Raw genomic sequence first — 15,543 nt, 5'->3', positions numbered from 1 at the left:
AACGCGCTATTCCCACCCGTTACATGAGCAAACAGCGCTGACCCCGACCGACAACAGCACTGTGCCCGCCGATCAGAACAGATCGGCGGGCACAGTGCTGTGAATCAGGCGTTGGTCAACCCGCAGTGCGAACGCGGATTCCGGAACCGACACCGCCGCCGGATGCACGATCTGCAGCGTCGAGGATGTCTCCGACCGGGATACCCAGATTCGAGGTTCCACCGGAGGTCGCGAGTACCAGGTTCGCTTCGTTGCAACTGGGTGCGCCGCTGCTGTTGGAACCGCTGGTGATGCCCAGCGCCAGGGTTCCGGAGACGATGGCGCCGCCACTGTCCCCGGCGAGGGTGCACGCGGTACCAGCGAACCCGCGGACGGTTCGTGAATCGCCGTCAGCCATGACCAGTTGTGTTTCGACGCGATCGGCTGCCACGACGCCACAGGTGAAGGACGACGTCTGACCCGACTTGCAGATGGGAGCGCCGATCACGGGACGTGCTGTTCCGGTGATCGCGAGGGTGGTCCCGTTGGCACCGCGGACGGCAGCGCGGTCGAGGCCCGCGTCGATGCCCGACTGGTCGAACTTGATGACCGAGTAATCGAGATCACCGGCGTTGTTGCCGACGGAAGACTGTGAGAAGGCGCCGATCAACTGACTGTCGTCGACGTTCGCGTGATTCGGCAGGTAGACCGGCGACTTCGAGCCCTCGGCCGGATTGCAGTGTCCGGCACTGATATTGAGTGCATTGTTCTGATCGTCGACGGCGTTGAACCCGAACGAGCAGACCGAGATGTTCTCGGTCGGCGTCTCGCGAATGGGTCCCGTCGACGTGATGTAGGTGTCGCCGCCGAGCGCTCCGGGATCAACCGATCCGCCGCCGTCCGGGCTGAGAACGATCTTGGTGTTCTCGAGCAGGGTCGGAAGATTGAGTGCCTGCCCGACGGGGCTGTTCGCAACGTCGATGACGACCTGGTTGTTCAAGACGTCGATAGTCGCCGAATTGACTGCGCGTGATATTTCCTTGGGAAGCCCGGCGATCCATCCGTTGACGTCGGCCAGCGTCTTCTCGAGGGTGTCGGCGGAGACGGGGGCGACGTGGGTGCGGTATCCGTCGTCGGCCGCGATTCGAGCAGCTTCGGTGGTGGTGACGGCTACGACGGGTTGACCGTCGAGTCCCATCCACGATCCGGCGTAGTCGCCGGGGCGCTCGGACTTGAATTCCTGGGCGTACGCGCCGAGTTCCTGAGCTTTGGCAGCGCGGTCGAGATACTCCTGTGGGGAGATCTTCAGATCGCGTGTGATCGCCTCGACCAGCTCAGCCGGAAGCTGGTCGGCTTCGAGCTGTTCGACATGCGTGTCGGAGGCGGGCTCTGCCGATGCCGTCGTGGTGAATGGAGCTGCGAGCAGTAGTGCCGAGGCGCCGACCACAGCGGTGCGGATCGCCAACGAGTTACGCATGAAATCCCTTCAAGTCCCCGGCACCGAGCCGGTAGGTACCGCACCCACCATAGGGGAAAAGTTTCGACGAGGAATATGCGCCTCCTCTCTGGCTGTTCAATCTTTCTGTCTAACTTGGCATTCCGGGTCTCGGGGCCAATGGCATGACGGGCATGTCGGGATTCGGCACCACCGGATCGGTTGTGTCGGTCGGGTTGGAGGGCTGCGTCGGCGTTGTCTGTGTATCAGTGGGGTCGGTCACGGCGGGAGTGTCCGGGGTAGCCGGATCGACCGGATTCAGCGGTCCGACGACCGGCGGCAGGTTCTCGATCCGAAGGGGGTCGAGCTGGATGGTGATCGGCGATCCCTGTTGCGCGGGGACGTTCGCCGTAGTGGATTTCTCGGTACCGGTGCCCGGACTCGCCGGGATGGGCTGGGATTCGGGTGAGGTCGATTCCGCTTCGGATGACCACGACTGCGCCGTCGGCTGCGCGCCGAGAGCGGGTACTTCCGACGGGAGCGAGGTCGCTGATTGCGAAACCGTGCCGGACGGACTCGCCGCAGTGGCGGGCGTGGTGCCGGTGGGCAGGGGAGATTGTGCGTCGAGAATCCCGGGCGCTGAAATGGTCGGAGTGTGTCCGATGATGACCGCGGCCGCGCACCCCGACACCGTCAGAAAGACTGCGGCGGCTGCTGCGGCGATGATCGGTCGGCGCTCCGATCGCCACTGACGATTCAGCCAACCGTCGACGCTCGGTGCTTTCGTGCCCGGTACTTCCACGCCGGATTCCGGCTCCGGTTCGATCAGGACGAACGGCGGAAACTCCTCGATGGTGTCCTCTGGCTCGGCAAGATCGGTTGGTTCGGGTTCGGAACAGGTAGAGGTGATCGAGTAAGGCGCGGCCAACGCTGCGGCTCCGCGGGCTGCACTGTCGTCGGCATCCGGATCCGCGAGCCAGGCCGCAGAGGCTTTCTCTTCCGGAATCAGTTCGACGCCGTCGAGATCCATGCTGTCGAGTGCGCCGCGCAGTGCGTCGACGGAATCGCTCGACCAACCTGCCGGGATCACCGCAGAGATGTTCAGGTTCTGATCAGTGAGTGTTCGGACCTCCTTGACCAGGCAATACATTGCTGTCGCTACGAGTTCCTCTCCTCGCGTCATGTGCTCGGAGAAGTTGTCGGTATCGTCAGTTCCGACCCTGTCGAGGAACCCGCGCAAGCCGGTTGACCCCAACGCGGTTTCACCTAGCTGCACGGTGCCGTCAGGAGCGTGGTGCAGCACCGATTCGCGTTCGAGGATCACTGGTTCCGAGTCGGGTTTCGCGATCGCAGCAATGCTTCGTTTATTGCCGACGGCGAGTTCGACTCCCCACTTCATAGCGATCCCCGTTTCACAGTTACCGAACTTTGCTCGGCATGCATGTCCTGATTCCTGTGAAAACTATCACTTAAACGGATATACGCAACCCTCCGGACAATATGCAGCTAACTATTTGTTCGGCGGTGTCATGCTGCGAAGGATGGTGAGTAGTTCCGAACGAGACTGCGCCCCGACGCGCCGCTTGATGCGTGCGACATGGTGCTCGACGGTTTTTGCGGAGATGTAGAGGCGTTCGCCGATTTCCCGGTAGGTCAGGCCGACGACGACGAGTTCGGCAACTTCTTGTTCGCGCTCGGTCAGTACCGACGGTGGTGCCGCGCTGTCGGTCGAATCGGTTGCATTGGTCTCGGCCGTCGACGTTGTGCGTAGCGAGCGCGCAACGTGGAGCAATGCGGTGGCCGATTTGGTGTCCGGTGTGCGCAATGCTGCTTCGCCCGCCAAGCGGGCCGCGTCCCAGGGCAGCCCGATGCGGTTGAGTGTTCGCGCTGCAGCTTCCACGTCGTCTGCGTCGACGCTGCCCTGCATGAGTAGGAGCCATTGGCGTCCGGCGGTCGCCAAACCGGCTGCGTAAGTGTGGGTTTTGGCTGATTCCGCGAGTGTATGGGCGTGTGGAAGGAGATCGGCCGGTGACTGCGAGAGGATCGACGCCTGGACGCCGTACCAATGCAGCGGCGAAGACCACAGCGGAGGCTCGCCGAGTGCTCGGAGGAGCGTGCGTGCGTCGTCGACCAGATGCTCGACCTGCTCGGCCTCGTCGAGTCGTACTGCCGCAAGCCACAGTTCGCCGATGGGAAGCAAATTGAAGAGATCCACGCTGCAGGACGAGAGGGTGCCGGCTGCGCCCGACCAGGCGCGCCGCAGCTGGGCGAGATCGCCGGAGCGTCGAGCGAGACCCACGATCATGGCATGCAGAAACAGTGCGTCACGCTCACGGAGGGGGCCGCGGACTACCTCCTCCGGTAGATCTTCGACAGCAGTGTCGTGCCCACGGGTCATCGCGATCCACGCGTCGAGAAGGTGAAGCCGCGCCCACGTGTGACTGCTTGCGTCGTCGGCGGCGATCGCGGCCGCGACGACAGCGGCGGCCCGTTCATGGGCGCCGTTGTGCAGGAGTGCAAGAGCTACCAGCGCCGGGGCGGAATCAGGCTGGAATTCAGATGTGCCGGAGCCGCCGGGGAGCGAAAGTGCGCGCGACATCGTGTTGAGCGCACTCGGTGCACTCCCCGTGACCGATTGCATCAGTCCATTGGCCAGTGTGGCAGCGCCGACCGTGGAGCTCGACGGTGATCCAGTATGCCCGGCGAGCGCCGCGTTCGCGTCGTCGACGTTGCCGATGCCGAGGAAGGTGATTGCAGCGAAGGGGGATTCGGTTTCGGTGCGCCCTGGCCCGAGCCAGGTGTAGAGATCTGCGGCGGCGCGGAGTTGGCCGCATGCTGCGGACGAAGCTGCGCGGATTCGCACCGCCGCAGCCAGTCTCGCGTTGTCGAGATCGGGTTCGGCGATGACGGAATCGGCCAGGCGGCAGGCAGTGTCGAGGTCACCACTCCGAGCCGAGACCTGGGCGTACAGCAGCGTGTCCGCCACGCCGAGAGGCTCGATCGAATTCACACGACGAAAAAGATCTGCCGCGGCCGCCGGCGTGCTCGCGTCGACTGCGTCTCGTAGTACAGCCGTGAGATCGCGGTGGCGGATGCCGGAGTCGAAAAGTCTTCGTGCTGTACCGATATCGAGGGTTCTCGCGTTCGCGCGTGATTCGACGATTCTGATCAGCTCGCTGCGGATACGTCCTGTGCTGGTCGACTCTGCCACAACGCTCGCGACGAGAGGTGATCGCGAACCGAACAGTCCGGTAGCCAGTGCTCGGTCGAATGCCGCTGTGAGACTGAACTTCTCCTGCCCCAGATCGAGCTCGAAAGCGTCGATGTCCGGGACGGCGAATGAAACCTCGAGGATCTCACGCTCGATCGGATGCAGAGCGGTGACCTGATGGAGGATGTGTGTGCGTACGGCTGTCGCCATTTCCGGGCGGCCCGCCGAGGCGGCGGCGAAATACGCTTCGACGGCCCCGAAGGAACCACCGGCCAGATGCTCGAGCGTCAGCACGGCACGATCGTCGAGCGGAACTCTTCGCTCCGCGGCGATCTTCCGAATATCTGACCGGTTCAACGGGTTCAGATGTAGGACGGTACCGAAACTCGAGATGTTCGAGTAGATCGGTGCGAGTGGAGGATCGATCCGATCGGAGGCGATGACAACTCCGAGGTCGTCACGTTGAACCAGCTCGTTCAGAGCACGGATTTCGTCGGAGGTCAGAGCCTGCGCGTCCGCGATCACCACAATCGCATCGGCCGGGGCGTCATGCGTGACGACGGTGACCACGGGTCTGTCACCAGATTCGATCCTCTTGCGCACCGCCCTCGTCACTTGGGGCCGAGCGCTGGCATCGGTCCCGGTGACGAACAGGCGCAGTGGCGATGCAGTCAGGTCGATGCCGCGCAAAAGTCCTGCAATGTACGACGATTCGGTGCCGCTGTCACGGTTCATCGAAAGCCCGCCGGTCAGCGGATCGGCGCGGTGACGCCGCCGACGACACCACCGACCACGTTTCCGACACCACCGACGACGTTACCGAGACCTCCGACCACGCCGCCGACACCGTCCCCGACGCCGTCGACCAAACCGCCGACACCGTTGCCGATGCCGGTCGCAGCATCACCGATACCGGTTCCGACGCCTGCTCCGGGCGCGGGCGCCGGTGCCGGGGCGGGAGCCGGTGCGGGCGCCGGGGCGCCGGGTGCGGCAGGTGCAGGCGCCGACTGGGCGGTCTCACCTGGTGCGGGAGCAGATCCAGCTGGTGCGCCGGCAACCGGAACTGCCCCTGGTGCCGTCGTCGAACCGCCTGCGGCAGCAGGAGAGCCGGGCTGATTGTTCTGAGTAACGTTGTTCGCAGTCGTGGATCCGGTGCCTGCTGCTTCGGCTGCCGTGGTGCTGCCGGGGGTAGAGCCCGGCGTGGTCGAAGCGGTGGACGAGGTGGACTCACTGGTGGTGTCCGCCGAACTGGACGGAACGTTGATCTTGTCCATGGCCGTTCCGATTCCGAGTCCGCCTGCGGCGAGCACGATGAACGCTCCTACCACCGCAGCAACGACGCCCACCCTCGACGAGCGTCGAGTCGCCGTGTTCTCTTCCTCTGTCGGCTCGGCAAGCAACGGAGTCGAGAAGGCAGGAACCGGTGCGGGCTTGCGCGACGGCTCGGCGGGAATCACTGCAGTGGCGGCGGCCGGCACTTGCGAGTCTCGGGCGTCGAGGGCGAGTGCCGCGGCGCCGGACGCCGCGCACGACGCGGGATCGGCGTCGGCGATCACCGGAACACGAAGCTCCGCGGACAGTAGTTCGGCGACAAGGGGAATGGACGAGCTTCCGCCGGCCAGAACAACCTGATTGACATCACTGGACTCGACGCCGGCAGATCGCAGGCTTTTGCGAACCAAGGCCACCGATTCGGTGAGGGCGGGCCTGATCAGATCCTCGAGCTCGGAACGAACCAGTCGAATGTCGCTGACGGCGCCGGGAAGCGTCACGCGAGCAACGGTTTCCGTCTCGGTGGAAAGTTCCTCCTTGGCTGCGCGGGCTTGCTCGCGCAGAGTTTCCAGCGCTGCAATCGTCTCGGGAGCAAAGGGATCAAGGGCTGCGAAGTGGTCGGAAACCGCATCGAGCAGGTGCACGGTGACGAGGTGATCGAATTCGTCGCCGCCGATGTCCTCGCTGCGCAGTGGCTTTCCGAAGATCTCGCTTCGTCCGCCGGTCGTGGACATCATCGTGACGTCGAGCGAGCGAGCGCCGAGGTCGTAGACGACGGTCAGACCGTCGTTGGCAGCGTTTCCGGAAGCGGCGAGCCACGCCATGACGGCCGCGGGTTCGGCGACGAGAGTAGCCCCGTGAACCCCGGCGTCGTCCAGCGCGGACTCCATGGTGCGTGCTGTGTGACGATTCCACCCCACCGGGTGAGCCAGGACAACAGCTGGACCTTCTTCGCCGCCAGCCTGGCCGACGAGCGCGCCTACCGCTGTCGCTGCGAGAGCCTCGCCGCGGTACTCGGTACCGTCGGCGGCAAGTATCGGGATCGGGTCTCCGACGCGCTCGACAAATCCGGTGATGACGGATCCGTCCTCCAATTGCAGCGCACTGGGTAAGCGGACCTGTTGCGTTTCACCGGTCGAGCCGTCGGTGACAGCTACGAGAGTGGCCGAACCGATGCTGATGCCGAGCCCTGCCGCCATGAACGAACTCCCCTGGTCGTGGGCGACAGAAGGACTGTCGCGGTTGTCTGCGATGTCGGTTTCAGGACCTAGATCGTTACCGGATCGGAGGCGTCGCGGCGAAGTAGGGGACCGATCCCCTAATCGGAGCAAATCCCCCTATTCCGAGCCTGCGTACCCCGTAGGGGGCTTCCCCGTCTGTCCACGCAGAAGAGGGGGGCGCTCCCCGTTGGCCCCAGTCGCAAAAGTTCTTAGCGTTGATTCCACTCGCTACCTCTGGCAGCGCACCAGTTTCCGGATCACCGGCAACAACCCACCGGCAACAACCCGGTCAACGAACTTCAGGAGAACCCGCCATGGCAACGAACGCCGTACTCGAATTCATCCTCGGGCTACTTCGTGACGACGAGGCAGCTGCCAACTACTGCGCCAACCCGACCGCGGCACTCAATGCTGCCGGTCTGTGCGACGTCAGCCCCGCCGACATCGTCGCCGTCGCTCCGCTGGTTGCCGAGTCCGGACTGTTTGCCGGTGGCGGCGCCGACCTGTCCGCGATCGTCAACGCCGGCGCGTCCGCTGCGGGTGCCATCGGCGGCGGTCTCGGAATCGGTGGTGGTCTCACCGGTGGACTAGGTGGCGGCCTCGGCGGCAGCCTGGGTCTCGGTGCCGGTGCAGGCCTCGGAGTCGGAGGCGCCCTCGGCGGCCAGTTCGACCTGGTCGGCGACTTCGCAGCAGCCCTCAGCGCTGCGCTTGCCATCGGCGGCGAGATCAGTGCCGACCTCGGCGCAGCCTTCGGCGCCGTCATCGAAGCCGGCCTGGGCCTCGGCGGTGCACTCGATCTCGAAGGAGCTCTCGATCTGGGCGCACAGCTCAGCGCGGCTCTGGGCGGCGCCCTCGGAGTGACCGGCGGTCTGACCGCGGAACTGGGCGCAGCCCTGGACGCCGCCATCGGTGCGGTCGGCGGACTCGACCTGACGGCGGGGCTCAGCGGAGCCCTCGCACCCGTCTTTGCCATCGGTGGCGACCTCGGAGCCGACCTCGGACTGGCTCTCGGTGGACTCCTCGGCGGCGCAGCAGACCTCAGCGGTCTCCTCGACATCGGCGGCGAACTGGGCGCGAGCCTGACCGGCGCACTGGAATCCGCCCTTGCACTGGGCGGCGGCCTCGATCTGGCCGGCGCTCTGACGGGCGACCTCAGCACGGCGTTGTCCGGCGCGCTCTCCGGTGTCCTGGGAGCCGGCGGCACGATCGGCGCCGATCTGGGTGCATCACTCGGCGGCGTCCTCGGAGCGATCACGGATGTCAGCGTTCTCACCGATATCGCGGGCGGCCTCGATCTCGGTGCTGCACTGAGCGGCGCACTCGGCGGAGCTCTCGGAGTCGGCGGCGGCTTGGAAACTGCACTCGGCGGCGCACTCGACGCAGCACTGGGCCTCGGCGGAGGACTCGACCTCGACGCCGTACTCGGCGGCGGTGCAGACCTGGGCGCTCAGCTCAGCGCGGCACTCTCCGGCGCCCTCGGTGCCGGCGGAACGGTCGGCGCCGATCTGGGCGGCGCACTCGGTGGACTGCTCGGGGGAGCACTCGACCTCGAAGGCGGTCTCGGCGCAGACCTCGCAGCGGCTCTGGGCGGCGGTGCGAATCTGTCTACGGCCCTCGAAGGTGTCCTCGGTTCGGCACTCGGCATCGATGCCGGGCTGGCGGGCGGTCTCGGCGGCGCACTCGACGCAGCGCTGGGCGCAGGCGGACTTACCGGAATCGACCTCGGTGGTGCACTCGGGCTGGGCGGCGAAGCAGGCTTGGCAGCCGGTGTGGCTGCGGCTCTCGACACCGCTCTCGCAGGTGCAGGCGGCTTGGGTGCTGTCGGTTCCGTGGGCACGGACCTCACCGGCGCGCTGGACGGTGCGCTGGGAGCCGGCCTCGGGCTGGGGGGCTCTCTCGACAGCGTTCTCGGTGCCGAAGGCGCACTCGGTGGAGCGCTGGACACGGCACTGAACCTCGGCGGAATCGACACCGGTTCGATCGGCGCCGACCTGCCCTCCGTCGACCTCGGCGCAGTGAACCTTGGCCCGATCTCCGCTGAACTGCCTTCCGTCGACCTCGGAAGCATCGCGGCAGACGGCCTGAACCTCGGCGGTGTGACCGGCGACCTCGGAGCAACGGTGGGCGGTGCTCTGGACGCAACAGCAGGTCTCGACGCAACAGCAGGTCTCGACGCCGCCACGAACGCTGCGGCCGGTTTGGGTGGGTCGCTCGGCGGAGCACTGAACGGCGTCACCGATCTCGGTGGATCGCTCGGCGGGGCTGTCGGAGCAGTCACCGACGTGACAGGTTCGATCGGTGCCGACGCAGCCGCGGCTGCCGGTGGCACCGTCGACGGTGGCGGTACCGTTGGCGGCGGAGTCGCTGACCTGGGTGGATCCCTCGGTGGAGCAGTCAGCGGCGTGTCCGACCTGACAAGTTCCTTGACCGGTGCGCTGAACCCGTGGTCGTCGATCGATGCGACCGACGCTTTCGGTGCGGGCTCCGATTCGGGACTGAGCGCCGATACCGGACACTCGCTCTTCGCCGAGGATTCGGTTGCAGCACCGGTCGATCACATCGACCCGGTTGCGGTTGTCGATCACCTGCATCCCTGATCTGCTGACGCAGGAACTGAAATCGGTCAAAATGACCTGATGTAACAAATCCGGCCCTGCGTGCGCTATGCGTTCGCAGGGCCGGATATTCGAGTCGGGAAGAATTGCGGGTCAACGTAGCTCATGAGTGATTCAGCGAGTCAGGTAAGCAGTCGGAAGGCGCGCGTCGCGTCGTCGACGGCGTCGTTGCTCGAACGAACAGCCGTCGTGGCGAAGGATTTCGGGCGCACGGATCTGGTGCGCCGACTCGAGAATGCTCAGGTCAGAGTCAATGATCCACGTATTCGTATCGTGGTGGTCGGTCCCCTCAAACAGGGCAAGAGCCAGTTCGTCAATTCTCTGCTCGGCATCGACGTGTGTTCGGTCGGTGACGACGAGACCACTGCCGTGGCGACGGTCGTGCAGTACGCGGAGACCGCGGTCGCCGAATTGATTCTCGCCGATCCGGGTGCGGCGCCCATCCGGGTGCCCTTCCCGCTCGAAGAACTGATGGGGATCACCCCGGCCACGCCTCGCGCCGAAGGGCGTGAAGTTCTGCGTGTGGAAGTGGGTGTTCCCAGTCCGCTGTTGGCCGACGGTTTGGTTCTGATCGACACCCCCGGTGTCGGTGGTCATGGAAATCCGCATGCTGCAGGAACATTGGGATTGATCACTGCGGCCGATGCCGTGTTGGTTCTGTCGGACTCCAGTCAGGAGTTCACCGAACCCGAGCTGGGATTCATCCGCCAGGTCGTCAATCTGTGTCCTGCGGTGGCCGGTCTGATCAGCAAGACCGATCTGTACCCGCACTGGCGACAGATCCTCGACGCCGATCGCGGACATCTCCAGCGCGCCGGGTTGGACCTGCCGCTCATTCCGATCTCCTCGGTACTGCGGTCGCACGCACTGAGGCTGGGGGACAAGGAACTCGAGGCGGAATCCGGATTTCTGGACCTCTATCAGTTCCTGCGGGACAACGTGGTTGCGCGTGCCGAGTCGAACACGCGACGCGCAGTTGCGATGGACGTGCGTTCCTCGGCAGCACATCTGACGTTGGAGATGGGCAGTGAGCTTGCGGCGCTGAAGGATCCGTCCACCGCTCAAGCGGCGGTCGCCGGCCTGCAGCGTGCCCGGGCAGCGGCCGAGGAACTGCACAAGAAGACCTCGCTCTGGCAACAGAGCCTCGGCGACGGCATTGCAGACCTTGCCGCCGACATCGATCACGACCTCCGGGACCGGTTGCGCCGGGTCACCCGCCAGGCCGAAGAGACGGTCGACGAAGGCGATCCAGGTAAGGACTGGGACGTAGTGGGGGAGTGGCTCGAACAGGAGATCGCCACCGCTATCGGTGACAACTTCGTGTGGGCTCACGATCGAGCTCAATGGTTGGCAGAAGTTGTGGCGCAGCACTTCGCGGAGACCGGCGACGTCGCGCTCCCGCATCTCGACGTCGCCGACACCGACGGTTTCCTGGAACCGGTTGGCGCGTTGTCGGACCTCGAATCCGGCCGTATCGGCATCACTCAGAAGGTCCTGGTCGGCATGCGCGGCTCGTACGGCGGCGTCTTGATGTTCGGCTTGATCACCACGATGATGGGCATGGCACTGGTCAACCCGATCTCCATCGGAGCCGGGGTTCTGCTGGGTACCAAGGCTTATCGCGAAGACAAACAAGCACAGGTGCTCAAGCGTCGGGCCGAGGCGAAAGCGGCTATCCGACGGTTCGCCGACGACGTCAGCTTCCAGGTGGGCAAGGAGTCGAAGGACCGCCTCCGCCTGGTGCAGCGGCTCCTGCGGGATCACTTCACCGACATCGCCGAGCAGGCGCTGCGCTCGATCAACGAATCCCTCCGCGCCACGCAGGAAGCTGCGCAGTTGGAGTCGAGCGAACACGCCGCTCGTATCAAGCGTCTGGAGACCGACATGCGCGTCGTCGCAGAGCTTGACACCGTTGCCGGAAAGCTGATCGGCGAAACTCCGGCTCCTGCTTCGGCAAAGGTGAGCAACGCATGAGTGCCACGACCGCCGTGACCGCTGTGGAGTCGGCACATGCTCTGATCGACCAGGCCAGACGGGTCTACGCGGACCAGCCGCAGACGCGAGCCCAGTTGGACGAATGCGCTGCCAGGCTCGACGAGCCACTCCGGGTGGCGCTCGCCGGCTCCCTCAAGGCGGGGAAGTCGACGCTGCTCAATTCGCTTGTCGGACAGGATATAGCGCCTACCGACGCGACGGAGTGCACGCGCGTCGTCACCTGGTATCGGAACGGGACAACGCCCCAGGTGACTGCGACGGCCGAGAACGGTGCCGAGTTCAACGTGCCGGTGACGCGCCGCGACGGCAGGCTCACGTTCGATCTGGGGGAGTACACCGCAGACTCGGTGGACCGCATCGACGTCGACTGGCCGTCTTCGGCATTGGCTCGTACAACGATCATCGACACCCCAGGTACGTCTTCGCTCTCGACCGAGGTTTCGGCCCGAACCTGGGACATGCTGGTTCCCGATGGTGGTGCGCCCGGCGCGGACGCGGTGGTCTACCTGCTGCGCGCCCTGAACGCCAGTGACATGCAGTTCCTCGGGAAGATCGCTGATCATGTCGGCGGAGAATCCGGCCCGCTCGGAGTGATCGGTGTTCTCTCGCGTGCCGACGAGGTCGGCGCAGGCAGGCTCGACGCGTTGTCTTCGGCGAAGGACGTCGCGGCACGATTTGCCGAGGAATTGGAGCGAACCGGCCTGTGTCAGTCGGTGGTTCCCGTGGCAGGTCTGCTGGCACTCGCCGCACGGACGATGAGGCAGAGTGAGTTCGCTGCCTTCTCGGCGCTCGCGCAAGTTGCATCCGAGGATCTGAGCCTGGCACTGCTCTCCGCGGATCGTTTTGCCAGGCAGGACAGTCCACTCCCGGTCGATGCGGCGATGCGGGCGCAATTGGCCGATCGGTTCGGGCTCTTCGGAATTCGCCTCGCCGTGACGTCGATCAAGCTGGGTGCCACTGATTCACCGAGTCTGGCAGCCGAATTGCTGGAGCGAAGCGGACTGGACGAGCTTCGTCAGGTGATCGACGTTCAATTCGGGCAGCGCGCGGATCAACTGAAATCGCACACAGCACTGGTGACGTTGGGCAGGATCCTCGAAGCTGATCCGAGTGAGGAAGGCGACCAGATCGCGGCGGAGGCACAACGGTTGCTTGCCGATGTTCACGGTTTCCACGAACTTCGCCTGCTCGGGCGACTTCGTTCGGTACACACAGATCTGCCACCCGACGACCTGGCACAACTACAAAGGCTGATCGGTGGCTACGGAATCCGGGCCAGTGACCGGTTGGGCTGCGAACCGGAAGAATCGCCGGAGGTGCAGCGTGCGCGGGCTACCGCGGCTGTCCGGCGATGGCGCGAGTTGTCCAGGCATCCGCTCTTCGACAGGTTCACCTCCCGCGCCTGCCTGGTTGCTGCCCGCAGCGCCGAGGGCGTCTTGGCTGAAATTGTGCCCGAATAGGGACCCGTTCACTGTGCGAGCGCTTGGAGAGGGTTCTATCTTGAGTTCGGGATGACCCGGACATAACTCCCAGGTTCGGGTCCCACCTCGATGGGAGCACGCGCATGGCGAGTGACATCAAGTCCGATTCACCGGATCGAGCCACCCTCGTCCTGGGGACGCTCATCCTGGTCGCTGCGGTCGCGAATCTCAATCTCTCGGTCGCGAATGTCGCGCTGCCGGACATCGGGCGGGCCTTCGACGCCAGCCAGACACAACTGAACCTGATCGCGGTCGGGTACTCGTTGGGCCTGGCCGGAACGGTGCTCTACCTTGGGGCGTTGGGAGACCGATACGGCCGCAAGATGCTGCTGGTCACCGGCATGGCGCTGTCTATTCCGGCGTCGATCGTGGCTGGATTCGCCGGGAACTTCGAAGTGCTGTTCCTTGCTCGGATAGTCGGAGGCGTCTCGGCAGGTCTTGCATTCCCGACCACGCTGGCGATCATCACGGCGCTGTGGGCCGGACCGGCACGGACCAAGGCGATTGCCATGTGGTCCGCAATCGGTGGCGCGATTTCAGCACTCGGTCCGATCGTCTCGGGGGCGCTGCTCGAGCAGTTTCACTGGGGTTCGGTCTTCTTCGTCACCCTTCCGTTGGCTCTCGTGGCACTGATCTGTTCGCTGGTGTTGGTGCCCGCGCACGTCAACGAGACGACCGAGCGAGTTGATCACCTCGGCGGCATAGTGTCGATCGTCTTCATCGGGGCGCTGGTGCTGTCCATCAACTTTGCGCCGGTGAAGGGTTCGGGCACGTTGGCTCTGGTGCTCGGGGCGATAGCGGTCGTCGCGGGTATCGGGTTCTTCCTGCAACAGCGACGCGCGGTCAATCCGCTGTTCGATCTTCACGTAGCTGCGCGCCCGACCTTCTGGGTCGCGGCGGTGGGCGGGTTGGTCGTGTTCGGTTCGCTCATGGGCGCGATGTTCATCGGCCAGCAGTTCCTGCAGAACGTCCTCGGCTACTCGACGCTGGCAGCCGGTGCGGCGATCATTCCGGCTGCGCTGGCGATGGTGATCGTTGCGCCGCGCTCGGCGACCATGATCGAAAGGTACGGCGCCCGCGTCACGCTGCTCTCCGGCTACCTGTTCGTGGTTCTCGGGTTGTTTGTCGCGCTTTTCCTGTGGAACGAAAGCACACAGTATTGGCAGGTCGCGCTGGCCTATGCGCTCGTCGGGATCGGCGTCGGCCTGGCCGGCACACCGGCATCGCGTTCGCTGACCGGATCCGTTCCCGTGCACCGCGCTGGTATGGCGTCGGGAACGTCGGACCTGCAACGTGACCTGGGCGGGGCCATCATGCAGTCGATTCTCGGCGGAATACTCACGGCCGGTTACGCAAAATCGTTGGGTACTGCGATCTCGTCATCGCCGAACGCATCCGAGGTGACTCCCGAAACTCAGGCCGCGCTCACCAAATCTTTCTCCAGCGCCGAAGTTCTGGCGGAACGCTACCCGCAATACGCGGACCAAATCATGACCGCCGCCAAAAACGCCTTCCTGGACGGGGATACAAACGCCTACATCGCGGCGATCATCATCGTGTGTGCCGGGGCCGCGGTGGTGACGTTCTTCTATCCGCATCGCGAGCGCGAACGTGTCCTGCTGGCGCAGTACGCGGCAGAATCCGATCTCGCCGCGGAGAAGAGTTGAGCGCGCTCTGGTAGTGATGAGGGATGCCACAGCTACTTCACATCGATTCGTCTGCCGAACTCCACAACTCAACCTCGCGTGATCTGACTGCCCTGTTCGCTCAGCAGTGGTCGAAGAACAGCCCGGATCACACGACGGTGACGGTGGACCTGCACCGGGATCCGTTGCCGCACCTCGCGGATGCGGCCCTGCACTACGCACCACGCTTGCGAGTCGATGGGGAGATTCCGGATCCCGCCGCGGAAGCACTACAGGCTCGGGTCATCGAGCAACTTACCGCTGCAGACGTAGTCGTGATCGGCGCGCCGATGTACAACTGGTCGATCCCGTCGACGTTGAAGGCGTGGATAGATTACGTGCACGTCCTGGGGACTACGGTGCCTTTCGACACGCGTACTCAGCCGCTCGCAGGTAAGCCCGTGGTGATCGTGTCCAGCCGTGGGAACACCTATGCACCGGGCTCGGGGAACGAGGCCAACGATCACACCGTCCCGCCACTCGTTCAGGTGCTCGGGGTGTCGATGGGAATGGATGTCTCCGTCATCACCGCGGAACTGACTTTGGCGCAGCGTATTCCGGCGATGGCACCGCTGATCGAGCAGGGTGACGCGAGCCTGCGTGCTGCCCGGGAGTCGTTGACCGAGCTGGCCCGTACCTTGGGGGCCTGA

Annotated in this window: 9 protein-coding genes; 5 read left to right on the top strand and 4 right to left on the bottom strand. The window is 64.9% G+C overall.

The annotated features are described in order from the left end of the window. Positions 1-115 precede the first annotated feature (115 nt). The 4 genes from H351_RS25310 to H351_RS25295 form a co-directional block, all read right to left on the bottom strand. Positions 116-1,456: a S1 family peptidase gene (locus H351_RS25310; RefSeq protein ID WP_019749373.1), complete on the bottom strand. Its 1,341-nt coding sequence runs from the start codon at positions 1,454-1,456 to the stop codon at positions 116-118. 109 nt (positions 1,457-1,565) lie between these two features. Next, entirely contained in the window at positions 1,566-2,813 is a 1,248-nt protein-coding gene (locus H351_RS25305; protein WP_029254719.1) for a hypothetical protein, read from the bottom strand. Between the two features lie 111 nt (positions 2,814-2,924). Then, positions 2,925-5,360: a LuxR C-terminal-related transcriptional regulator gene (locus H351_RS25300; protein WP_029254720.1), complete on the bottom strand. Its 2,436-nt coding sequence runs from the start codon at positions 5,358-5,360 to the stop codon at positions 2,925-2,927. Between the two features lie 14 nt (positions 5,361-5,374). Then, positions 5,375-7,096: an Hsp70 family protein gene (locus tag H351_RS25295; RefSeq protein ID WP_029254721.1), complete on the bottom strand. Its 1,722-nt coding sequence runs from the start codon at positions 7,094-7,096 to the stop codon at positions 5,375-5,377. A 335-nt stretch (positions 7,097-7,431) separates the two neighbouring features. On the opposite strand from H351_RS25295, the gene H351_RS25290 reads away from it, so the two are divergent. The 5 genes from H351_RS25290 (at position 7,432) to H351_RS25270 (ending at position 15,543) form a co-directional block, all read left to right on the top strand. Further along, on the top strand, positions 7,432-9,714 hold the full coding sequence (locus tag H351_RS25290) for an IniB N-terminal domain-containing protein (protein ID WP_037119256.1): 2,283 nt from the start codon (positions 7,432-7,434) through the stop codon (positions 9,712-9,714). A gap of 123 nt (positions 9,715-9,837) precedes the next feature. Then, entirely contained in the window at positions 9,838-11,706 is a 1,869-nt protein-coding gene (locus H351_RS25285) for a dynamin family protein (protein ID WP_029254723.1), read from the top strand. After that, a complete protein-coding gene (locus H351_RS25280) occupies positions 11,703-13,187 on the top strand; it encodes a dynamin family protein (protein WP_029254724.1) in 1,485 nt (494 codons plus the stop codon). Before H351_RS25285 ends, H351_RS25280 begins: the two co-directional genes overlap by 4 nt. A gap of 104 nt (positions 13,188-13,291) precedes the next feature. Then, on the top strand, positions 13,292-14,875 hold the full coding sequence (locus H351_RS25275; protein WP_029254725.1) for an MFS transporter: 1,584 nt from the start codon (positions 13,292-13,294) through the stop codon (positions 14,873-14,875). A 23-nt stretch (positions 14,876-14,898) separates the two neighbouring features. After that, positions 14,899-15,543 carry an FMN-dependent NADH-azoreductase gene (locus tag H351_RS25270; RefSeq protein WP_029254726.1) on the top strand — a complete coding sequence of 215 codons (645 nt, stop codon included), beginning with the start codon at positions 14,899-14,901 and terminating at the stop codon, positions 15,541-15,543.

It is taken from the genome of Rhodococcus erythropolis R138 (genome assembly GCF_000696675.2).
Taxonomy (GTDB): Bacteria; Actinomycetota; Actinomycetes; order Mycobacteriales; family Mycobacteriaceae; genus Rhodococcus_F; species Rhodococcus_F erythropolis.
The sequence above is the reverse complement of the archived record's forward strand: the minus strand, read 5'-3'. Positions and strand labels throughout refer to the sequence as shown.

Coding starts and splice junctions, on each gene's coding strand:
- H351_RS25310 (WP_019749373.1), bottom strand. CDS start 1,456: ATGCGTAACTCGTTGGCGATCCGCACCGCTGTGGTCGGCGCCTCGGCA.
- H351_RS25305 (WP_029254719.1), bottom strand. CDS start 2,813: ATGAAGTGGGGAGTCGAACTCGCCGTCGGCAATAAACGAAGCATTGCT.
- H351_RS25300 (WP_029254720.1), bottom strand. CDS start 5,360: ATGAACCGTGACAGCGGCACCGAATCGTCGTACATTGCAGGACTTTTG.
- H351_RS25295 (WP_029254721.1), bottom strand. CDS start 7,096: ATGGCGGCAGGGCTCGGCATCAGCATCGGTTCGGCCACTCTCGTAGCT.
- H351_RS25290 (WP_037119256.1), top strand. CDS start 7,432: ATGGCAACGAACGCCGTACTCGAATTCATCCTCGGGCTACTTCGTGAC.
- H351_RS25285 (WP_029254723.1), top strand. CDS start 9,838: ATGAGTGATTCAGCGAGTCAGGTAAGCAGTCGGAAGGCGCGCGTCGCG.
- H351_RS25280 (WP_029254724.1), top strand. CDS start 11,703: ATGAGTGCCACGACCGCCGTGACCGCTGTGGAGTCGGCACATGCTCTG.
- H351_RS25275 (WP_029254725.1), top strand. CDS start 13,292: ATGGCGAGTGACATCAAGTCCGATTCACCGGATCGAGCCACCCTCGTC.
- H351_RS25270 (WP_029254726.1), top strand. CDS start 14,899: ATGCCACAGCTACTTCACATCGATTCGTCTGCCGAACTCCACAACTCA.